Genomic DNA, 7,269 nt, shown 5'->3' with positions numbered 1-7,269 from the left:
GCTCGGTCGCGGACGACGAGACCGTGCCGACGATGCCGCCCACCGCCCGCTCGAACCCCTCGGCCATCTGGCGCATGCCGGCCTTGCGCTGCTCCTCGGCGGACGCGCGCGCGAGCGCCGTCTCCGCTTCCAGCCGTTGCGTGCGGATGAGATTCTGCCGCGATGCCTCGATCGCGCCGGCGATGGCGCCGATCTCGCTGCCGCGAGCGGTGTCCGGAACCGGTGCGCTCACATCGCCCGCCGCGAGGTCCCGCATGCGTCGGATCAGCCGGTCGATCGGACGCGTCACGCCGAGGAGCACGTAGGCGATGCCCGCCAGTGCGGCCGTCAGCGCGAGCCCGCAGAGCAGGACCGTGAGCCGGAGGCCGAGTTCGTACGTGTCGCCCGCCGCGCTGCGCGCACGATCGCCGCCGGCGATGTTGAGGGCAGTCGAGCGGTCGAGCGCGTCGAGTGCCGCCTCGAAGGGCTTGCGCGAATCCTGGAACAGGTCGTTGAGGAAGGTCTGACTCTTCGATTCCGCGGAGGCCGAGATCTTGGACCGGTGCGCGAGGTAATCGGTCCAGGACCGCCGGAACGCGTCCCCCAGCGCCCGCGCCTCCGCCCCCCGGATCAGGGGCTCGTAGCGGGACCAGACGCTCTCGGCGTCCGTGATGCGCCGGCCCGCCAGCGCGTCGAGATCGCCGACGGGTTCGATGCCGGTGATGTAGCGCGCATCCGTCATGCGGACGCGCGTGATCCTGTATTTCAGCTCGCCGAGTTCGCGCACGCTCGGCATCCAGTTCTCCGTGATGTCGTGCGTGCTCCGGCTGACCGCGCCAAGCTGCACCACGCTCAGGAACCCCTGCGCGAGGATGCAGACCGCGAGAAGCGCGATGATGCCCCGAAGCGCGTAGGAAATCTTGACGTGCATCATAGCCCCCGATTTCGGGGGATGATCTCGCACGGACGTTAAATATTGATGCCCTGTCGCGCGCTGACTGATGATGCGCAGAGTTGATTTGCGTCGCGTTCTCAATCCTGGATTGCAGTTTTCCGGCTCGATCCCACCGCGGTTACGCATACCGTACGGGCTCGAGCCGCTCGCTCTACCCCGCGGCGTCGTCGGAGCCGCCGGCTCCCGTGTAGCGGCGGGCGATGGCTGCGAATTCCCGCGTCCGCAGATAGCCGTAGGACTTGTGGTGGTTCACCGCGCCGTCGAGGCGCCGGAAGTCGTTCACGACGCGCCGGTCGACGACCCGGACGCCCCCGTCGCTGGGGGCGTAGTCCGCATCCAGCGCGCCCATGATCGAGACGACGTCGTCGCCATCCGCCAGATTGGTCCAGGCCGAGACGTTGTTGGGCACGCGCAGGGCACCGTGTTCGGCCGCGAACTTGAGCTTCACCTTCGCCAGTCCCATGGGCGAGCCGGCCGTGACGAGGTGCTCGACGCGCAGCGCCGGATCCTCGCGCTCGAGGGTGCGCAGCACGTCGTAGGCGATGACCGATCCCATCGAGTGCGCGACGAGACAGATCCGGCGGTCGCGAAACGCCCTCAGGCGCTCGGCGAGGCGCGCTCGGACCTGCCGGGCGAAGCCGCGCTCGCCGTGATAGTGCCAGAGGTCGTCGAAGCGGTGTTCCAGGATCACGTCGTCCAGGAGCGTGATGCCCGTCGCCTCCTCAATGCGGTCGATGCCCGCGTAGACCGGCGCGAGCAGGTCCTTGACGGTCGTCGCCGCCTCTGCCCGGGCCGCGGGCGTCCGCTCCGCATCGGCGCGCGGGCGGTAGGGCTCCTGGTTCGCATCCTCCGACAGGGGGATCTCGTAGCGAAGGTCGGCCCAGTAGACGAACGCGAAGCAGAAGGTCGTGCTCGAGTCTATCCCGGCACTCGCCAAGCCCTCCGCGATCGCGGTCCGCCACCAGCGCGTCTTCTCGTCGATCGGCGGCTTGTTGGCGAGGCCGTGGATACCGATGATGACGCAATCGGGCTCCATGGGGGCGGTTGGATCCTCGCAACGTCGTCGGGGCCTGCGCTGGGCCGGGGCGTTTCGACCGTTCCCGTAACGCGAAGACCTGACTTTGGGATGCAGCGCGGACGGGGCCTGCGGCGATCGGGCCTCCCCCGCAGCCTTCGGGGCCCTTCCCCCGGGCCGGTCCCGCCGCGGTGGGCCCCCTCGCCCCCCCGGGTCGCGCGCCAAGGCCGGCGGGGCGCGGGCCTCCGGCGTCGGGGCGATGCGCTCGGCCCTCCGGATGGGGACGGCTGGCGGCCTCCCGCCGTCCTCCCGCCGTCCCCGCGGGGCTCCCCGGCCGGCGCGCCGCGACGTACTCCGCCGCGATTGACGCCGATTCCGACGACAACTACCACGTGGCTCCCCGGGCGGAGACGCCGCGTTGAATCGGCGCCGAGGCCCGGCGGGGGTTCACCGAGGGTTCCTCGGCAAGAGGCGTTTCAGCACGATGTACAAGGCAGAGACGCGCGGAATCAGCGTGACCGTCATGCCCCGTTTCGTCGAGGAGGAATCCTCCCCCGGCGAGAGCCGCTACTTCTTCGCCTACACGGTCGAGATCGTGAACAACGGTGCCGAGCAGGTGCAACTGCGCGCCCGGCACTGGCGCATCATCGACGGGCGCGGCGCCTGCCAGGAGGTGCGCGGCACCGGCGTCGTCGGCAAGCAGCCGGTGCTGGAGCCGGGCGAATCCTTCAGCTACACGAGCGGCTGCCCGCTCACGACGCCCGACGGCCTGATGGCCGGCAGCTACACCATGGCGACGGTGGCGGGCGAGAGCTTCGAGGCCGAGATCCCCGCCTTCTCCCTCGACAGCCCGCACGTGCGCCGCAGCCTGCACTGAGAGGCACCGAGCCCCGCCGCGGGCTCGGCGCGCCCGGAGGAAGGAGGCCCCATGCGGAACGGTGACCGGCTCGAGACCGTCGATCTGCTCGCCCGGCTCGTCGCCTTCGACACCGAGAGCAGCCGGTCGAACCTCGCCCTGATCGACTGGGTCTCGGCCTATCTGGACGGCTGGGGCGTGCGGTCCGTGCGCGTGCCGAACGCGGCGGGCGACAAGTCCGCCCTCTTCGCGACGCTCGGCCCCGAGGGCGACGGCGGCGTCGTGCTCTCCGGCCACACCGACGTGGTGCCGGTGGCGGGCCAGAGCTGGAGCGCCGACCCCTTCACCCTGCGGATAGCGGACGGGCGCGCCTACGGCCGCGGCGCGGTCGACATGAAGGGCTTCTGCGCCTTGGCGCTCGCCCTCGTGCCCGAGATGCTGGCGGCCGACCTCAGGCGGCCGATCCACATCCTGCTCTCCTACGACGAGGAGACCACCTGCCTCGGCGTCGCCGACACGATCGCGCGCTTCGGCCGCGACCTGCCGCGGCCCGGCGCCGTGATCGTTGGCGAACCCACGAACCTCGAGGTCGCCGATGCCCACAAGAGCGTGGTGACCTGCCTGACCACCGTGCACGGTCACGAGGCGCATTCCTCCAAGCCCATGCTCGGCGCCAACGCCGTGATGGCGGCGGGCGATCTGGTGGCCGCGCTCAACGGCATCGCCGACGCGATGATCGCCCGGGGCGACCCTTCGGGCCGGTTCGACCCGCCCTTCTCGACGGTCCATGTCGGCACGATCCAGGGCGGCACGGCGCGCAACATCCTGCCGAAGGTCTGCAGCTTCAACTGGGAGTATCGCGGCCTGCCCGACCTCGACCCGGCCGAGATCCCGGCCCTGTTCGGGGAGGCCGTCGCGCGCGTCACCCGCGACCGGCTCAACCGCTACGGCGCCTACGGCCGCATCGAGACCCTGGAAGAGGTGGCGGTGCCGGGCCTCGCGCCCGAGCCCGGCTCGGAGGCCGAGCGGCTGGCGCTCCGGCTCGCCCAGCGCAACCGCACCGTGTCGGTGCCCTACGCCACCGAGGCCGGACGCTTCCAGGCGGCCGGGATCCCGACCGTGGTGTGCGGTCCCGGCTCGATCGACCAGGCGCACCAGCCGGACGAGTTCATCACGCTGGCGGCGCTCGGCCAGGGGGAGGCCTTCATGCGCCGCCTGATCGCGGAGTGTTCCCGATGAGCCAGCCTCTCGACCGGGTGAAGCTGCGCCCCCTGGAGCGCGAGGACCTGCTCTTCGTGCACCAGCTCAACAACAACGACAGCATCATGCGCTACTGGTTCGAGGAGGCCTACGAGTCCTTCGCCGAGCTGGCGCAGCTCTACGAGCGCAACATCCACAACCAGAGCGAGCGGCGCTTCATCATCGCCAACGACCGCGACGAGCGGGCCGGCATGGTCGAGCTCGTGGAGATCAACCACCTGCACCGGCGCTGCGAGTTCCAGATCGCCGTGCATCCGGGCTTCCAGGGCCGCGGCTACGCGTGGCAGGCGACCCGGGTGGCGATCGACTACGCCTTCAGCGTGCTCAACATCCACAAGCTCTACCTGCACGTGGACAAGGACAACCGCCGCGCCGCGCAGATCTACGAGCGCTGCGGCTTCCGTCCGGAGGGCGTGCTGAAGGACGAGTTCTTCATGAACGGCCGCTACCGGGACGCGGTGCGGATGTGCCTGTTCCAGCCCGAATATCTCGCCCGCCGCGGCAGCGGCGACATCGGCGAGCCGGTGCTGAAGACCTGATACGCGAAGGGAGGCGCCGTCGCCGGCGCCTCCCTCCTCTTGTCCCGAACGCGTCGGCTCAGTTACGGCCGCCCGTGGCGCCGCCGGCGTTGCCGCCCTCGCGGCCGGCGCCGCCCTGCGCGCCGCCACCCTGCATGCCGCCCTGGCGACCGCCGGCGTTCATGCCGCCGCGCTCCGCCCCGCCGCGGTTCTCACCCATGCCGCCCATGCCGCCGCGCTCGCTCCGGTCGGAGACGTTGCGCATGCCGCCGTCGCGGCCGCCCTGCTCGCGCATGCCGGCGTTGCGGGCGCCGTCCCGCTCGCGCGCCTCCGTCCCGGCGCGGTCGCGGCCCTCGTTGCGGTTGAAGCCCCGCTCGCCGCGCTCCTCGCGGCCCGCCCGCACATCCGTGCGGCTGCGCTCGCTGAAGCCGGCGTTGACCGTGCCGCCGCGACGCTCGCTCGTGCTGACCGTCAGGCGACGGTACTCGGGGGAGCCGTAGAGCACGCGCTGGCCGCGCACCGTGACGTAGCGCTCGCGCGGGCCGGTCTCGCGCACGGTCACGAGGCGGCGATACTCAGGCGAGCCGTAGAGCACGCGCTGGCCGCGGATGACGACGTAGCGCTCGCGCGTACCGCCCTTCACGGCGACGAGACGGCGATACTCCGGCGAGCCGTAGAGCACGCGCTGGCCGCGGATCACCACGTAGCGCTCGCGGGGGCCGCTGCGGTGCTCGGTGACGATCAGACGGCGGTACTCGGGCGAGCCGTAGACCACCCGGCGGCCGCCGATGAAGACGTAGCGACCCTCGCGGCGATAGCCGCCATCGACGACGTTCGTGCGGCTGCGGATGTCGGTGCGGGAACTCACGTCGGTCCGGCCGCGAACCTCGCCGCGCTCGCTGCGGCGCTCGTCGCGCGCCCCACGCTCACCCCGCATCTCGCCGCGCTCGGCCCGGTCGCCGTCGCGGTTGCCGCGGCCCTCGGCCCGTGCACCGTCGCGCGCTTCGCCGCGCTCACCGCCGCGCTCACCGCCGCGCTCGGCCGTCGCGCCCCGGTCGGCTCCAGCGCGGCCCGCCTCGCTGCCGCGCGCCTCGGCGCCCTGCCCCATCGCGCCGGAGCCGCGCTCCGTGCCGCCGCGCTCGGCGCCGCCCCGGGCCTCTCCGCCGGCCTTCATGCTCGATCCGGCGCCACCGCCGCGCATGCCGCCCTCGCCGCCGGCCGTGCCGGCGGCGTTCTGCGCGTAGACCGAGGTGCTGAACAGAAGGGCCGCAAGGCCTACCGCAATCTTGTTCATCGTGTTTCCTCCGGAATTCTGAGACGCCTCGAAACGTCGCAGATCCCGAAAGGGTTCACGAGGAAAGCAAATTTGCTGCGCCGGCCCCGTACTGATGGACGGCGCGGGCTGACTTGGTCAAAGCTTGGCTGTTCAGAGACCGTTACTGCGCGGGCCGCTCCGCGATCTCACGCTCGACCTCGGCCGGATCCAGCGCGTAGCGGCGCGAGCAGAACTCGCAGGTGATCACGATGCGCCCGTCATCGGCGACCATGTCCCGGCGGTCCTCCGGCGTGAAGGAGCGGATCATGCCCATCACCCGCTCGCGCGAGCAGCGGCAGGTCTCGCGCACCCCTTGCGCCTCGAACACCCGCACCCCGCGCTCGTGGAACAGGCGGTAGAGCAGGCGCTCGCTGGACAGGTTCGGATCGACCAGTTCGTGGTCCTCGACCGTGCCGGTGAGCGAGCGGGCCTCGACCCAGGCGTCGTCCTCCGGTGCCCCCGACCCGAGATGCGCGTGGCCCTCCGGGATGTCGCCCGGCGGCAGGTCGGCGAGCCGCGCGCGGTCGATGGATTGCGGCAGGAACTGCACGAGCAGGCCGCCCGCGCGCCAGCGGCTCGCGCCATCCTCGAAGGCCTCGGCGACCGCGAGGCGGACCTGGGTCGGGATCTGCTCGGACTGGCGGAAATACTGGTGCGCCGCCTCCTCGAAGCTCTGGCCCTCCAGCGCGACGACGCCCTGGTAGCGGCTGGCCGCCGAGCCCTGGTCGATCGTCATGGCGAGGTGGCCGTGGCCGACGAGGTCGGCGGTCTTCAGCGGGCCAGTGCCGAGCGCGGCCACCCGCTCCGCGTCGAAGCGGGCGGTGGCGCGGAGCCGGTCGGGGGCCTCGAAATCGACCACGATCATCGCGACCGGGCCGTCGGTCTTGGTCTGGAGCTGGAAGCGGCCCTCGAACTTCAGCGAGGAGCCGAGCAGCACGGTCAGCGCCGCCGCCTCGCCGATGAGCCGCGCGACCGGGTCCGGGTAGCCGTGGCGGCGCAGGATGGTGTCGATGGACGGCCCGAGCCGCACCGCGCGCCCGCGCACGTCGAGGGCCTCGACCGCGAAGGGCAGCACGGCGTCGTCGCCGCCCGCGTGGCCGTTGCTGTGGATCTCGGTTCCGGACGTCATGCCTGCTCCGCGGGGTCGTCGGCCACGAGCGCGGCCGCCCGACGGAGGGGCTCAGGGTCAGCGCGCGGGGCCGGGGGATGGGGGGACGGGCGCGTGGCCCGACGAGGCTCCCATATGGGGCCGCCCCCGGATTTTCGCGAGAGCGCGGTCCTCCCCCGGGCCAAGGAAGGATCGGCGGGAGGAATCGGCGCGCGTCAGAGCCCGTTCGCCCGGAGGCACCAGGCCAGCACGCCCTTCTGGGC

Annotated in this window: 7 protein-coding genes; 3 read left to right on the top strand and 4 right to left on the bottom strand. The window is 72.0% G+C overall.

Annotation, left to right across the window (positions count from 1 at the left end; translation table 11 throughout):
* On the bottom strand, positions 1-913 hold a 913-nt coding region (locus tag AX737_RS02845), incomplete at its 3' end, for an MCP four helix bundle domain-containing protein (RefSeq protein WP_197430432.1).
* Between the two features lie 172 nt (positions 914-1,085).
* Entirely contained in the window at positions 1,086-1,970 is an 885-nt protein-coding gene (locus tag AX737_RS02840) for a hypothetical protein (RefSeq protein ID WP_066918857.1), read from the bottom strand.
* Positions 1,971-2,433: 463 nt separating this feature from the next.
* On the opposite strand from AX737_RS02840, the gene apaG reads away from it, so the two are divergent.
* Genes apaG through speG form a run of 3 tightly spaced genes read left to right on the top strand, consistent with a single transcriptional unit; the run spans position 2,434 to position 4,604 of the window.
* On the top strand, positions 2,434-2,826 hold the full coding sequence (gene apaG / locus AX737_RS02835) for a Co2+/Mg2+ efflux protein ApaG (RefSeq protein ID WP_066918854.1): 393 nt from the start codon (positions 2,434-2,436) through the stop codon (positions 2,824-2,826).
* A 51-nt stretch (positions 2,827-2,877) separates the two neighbouring features.
* Entirely contained in the window at positions 2,878-4,044 is a 1,167-nt protein-coding gene (gene argE / locus AX737_RS02830) for an acetylornithine deacetylase (protein WP_066918852.1), read from the top strand.
* On the top strand, positions 4,041-4,604 hold the full coding sequence (gene speG / locus AX737_RS02825; RefSeq protein WP_066918859.1) for a spermidine N1-acetyltransferase: 564 nt from the start codon (positions 4,041-4,043) through the stop codon (positions 4,602-4,604). Before argE ends, speG begins: the two co-directional genes overlap by 4 nt.
* 58 nt (positions 4,605-4,662) lie before the next feature.
* On the opposite strand, the gene AX737_RS02820 is transcribed toward speG, so the two are convergent.
* On the bottom strand, positions 4,663-5,877 hold the full coding sequence (locus AX737_RS02820; protein ID WP_066918850.1) for a hypothetical protein: 1,215 nt from the start codon (positions 5,875-5,877) through the stop codon (positions 4,663-4,665).
* Positions 5,878-6,019: 142 nt separating this feature from the next.
* Positions 6,020-7,027, bottom strand: a complete 1,008-nt coding sequence (locus tag AX737_RS02815) for an Hsp33 family molecular chaperone (protein ID WP_066918848.1) — start codon at positions 7,025-7,027, stop codon at positions 6,020-6,022.
* Positions 7,028-7,269: the final 242 nt, after the last annotated feature.

Origin of the sequence: Methylobacterium sp. CCH5-D2, from assembly GCF_001556475.1 — a bacterium.
GTDB lineage: Bacteria > Pseudomonadota > Alphaproteobacteria > Rhizobiales > Beijerinckiaceae > Methylobacterium > Methylobacterium hispanicum.
This window is presented reverse-complemented; position numbering and strand designations above follow the sequence as displayed.